Annotated in this window: 3 protein-coding genes; all 3 read left to right on the top strand. The window is 30.2% G+C overall.

Going from position 1 to position 1,807, the window contains the following annotated elements; genetic code table 11:
* Positions 1 to 158 precede the first annotated feature (158 nt).
* Entirely contained in the window at positions 159 to 947 is a 789-nt protein-coding gene (locus RMN92_RS13055) for a hypothetical protein (protein WP_309609878.1), read from the top strand.
* Positions 948 to 1,045: 98 nt separating this feature from the next.
* Positions 1,046 to 1,525 carry a DUF4280 domain-containing protein gene (locus tag RMN92_RS13050; RefSeq protein ID WP_309609877.1) on the top strand — a complete coding sequence of 160 codons (480 nt, stop codon included), beginning with the start codon at positions 1,046 to 1,048 and terminating at the stop codon, positions 1,523 to 1,525.
* Between the two features lies 1 nt (position 1,526).
* Positions 1,527 to 1,807 (top strand): hypothetical protein (locus RMN92_RS13045; protein WP_309609876.1); only part of this gene is annotated, 281 nt, incomplete at its 3' end.

Genomic DNA, 1,807 nt, shown 5'->3' with positions numbered 1-1,807 from the left:
TGTCAAACATATTGTTATTTTTAGAAATAAAATGCAAAGTATTTGTTAAAATATTTAATGGCGCAATAAAATTTAATTGTTTGGAATATTCTTATATAATTGTGTTAAAAATAATTGATATAATATGTAACTTGGCGGTTTAATTATATGTTTTAATTATGTCAAAAGAACAACAACAATTGCTGATTCACAGTAATAGTATCAATTGTAATTTTAAGGATTTTAAACAAGAGTATGCAGTTGAAATCTCTATTGATGGAGATACATCTGACGATTTGAGTGTTATATCATACAAAGTAGCAGTTCATTATACCAAAGAGTTCTTGAAACCCTATTTTTTAACAGAAGTAACCATAACAAGTTTTCTGCTGAATTTTAAATATCCAGATTCGTTAATGCAAATTATCGCATTGAAGTGCAGAGAAGCTATAGAAAAATGTGTTTTCCAAGTTAATACCAAAAATGTAATTATTGGTTTGGAAAATTATAATGAAATAGTAGAAAAATGGACTCAAATTAAACAAAAAATGATTCAGGAATATGATGGCGAAATAGTCGATAAGTATTTGATACTGTTTGAGAAAAGTTTAGAAAACGAAGCAATTTTATTAAAAACAATTAAAAAAAACCTATTCATAAACCAATATTTTTTTCCTATTTTTGACGAGCCTTATCATGGTTTTCAGAAAAAAGGTGTTGAAACATTAAGTTTCTTTAATCTTGATTACGAGGAAGAAGTGATTATTGAAGTAGAAAATCAAGGTAATTTTGATGAAAATGAGAAAGCAATTGTTTCGAAACAATTGGTTAAAAATCAAAATAACACAGGATTGTTTCCTATTGAATCGTATGTTACAATATATATATTGAACAAAAATTTGAATATTGAAAAAATTGATGGGGAATTTTTAATTAAAAATAAAAAGTATTCATTTGAAATTCGATAGTTCGACTATTCGATTATTAGTATTTTCGAAAGATCGAATAATCAAACCATCGAATAATCAAAAAACAAATAAACAAATAAACAAAAACTAAAAAGAGTATGGCAGAAAAAAACATAGTATGTCACGGTGCAATATGCATGTGCAATTTTGGGGCAGCACCAGACAAATTGGCCGTAAAGTCTCATAAAAAAGAGTTTATAAATGACAAAGATGGTAGCAAAAAAATGATTGCCACCGACAAAGAAATTGGACAAACTTTCGAAAAAAATACTTTTGGTCCTTGCCAAAAACAGCCCATTCCTGGCGGTGGCTACAAACCTTGTCAAGCCGTTGTAACCAAGTGGAGTGGTTTTTATAAAAATGTGACCTTAGAGAATAAAGGCAAAATATTGGTCGAAGACAGTAAAGCCACCTGCCCTATTGGTGGTACAGATTGTATTAAAATAACTTTTCATGGGCAGGTAAGCCAGCCCGCTCCAACCCAAGCCAAAAAAGAGAAAAAAGAAGTTATAGAAGCTCTAAGTCCTATGGTCGACATGGAGGAATTTGAAGATGAGGAAACCCCAAATTATAGCTAGTATGAAAGGAGTAGCAAAAATAAAAGGCGCATTAAATCCAAAAATTGGAGAAGCTACTTTTTATGAAGTCGTAGAATTTCATAAAGGTACTATCGTTATAGACCCAAATACTATCAAATGGAAACTTTACCAGTTTAAAGATGGGAAGTGGGATGAACTTTCGGGTCCAGTAAAAACTGGTAAAAAAGTATCATATAATTTTCCTCAAAAATGGTACACCAAAAAATTATTAATAGAAGCCTACATATATGATGCAGAAGGCAAAGCACCTCCAGGAATCAT

This window comes from Flavobacterium sp. (genome assembly GCF_031363805.1).
Classification (GTDB): domain Bacteria; phylum Bacteroidota; class Bacteroidia; order Flavobacteriales; family Flavobacteriaceae; genus Flavobacterium.
The sequence above is the reverse complement of the archived record's forward strand: the minus strand, read 5'-3'. Positions and strand labels throughout refer to the sequence as shown.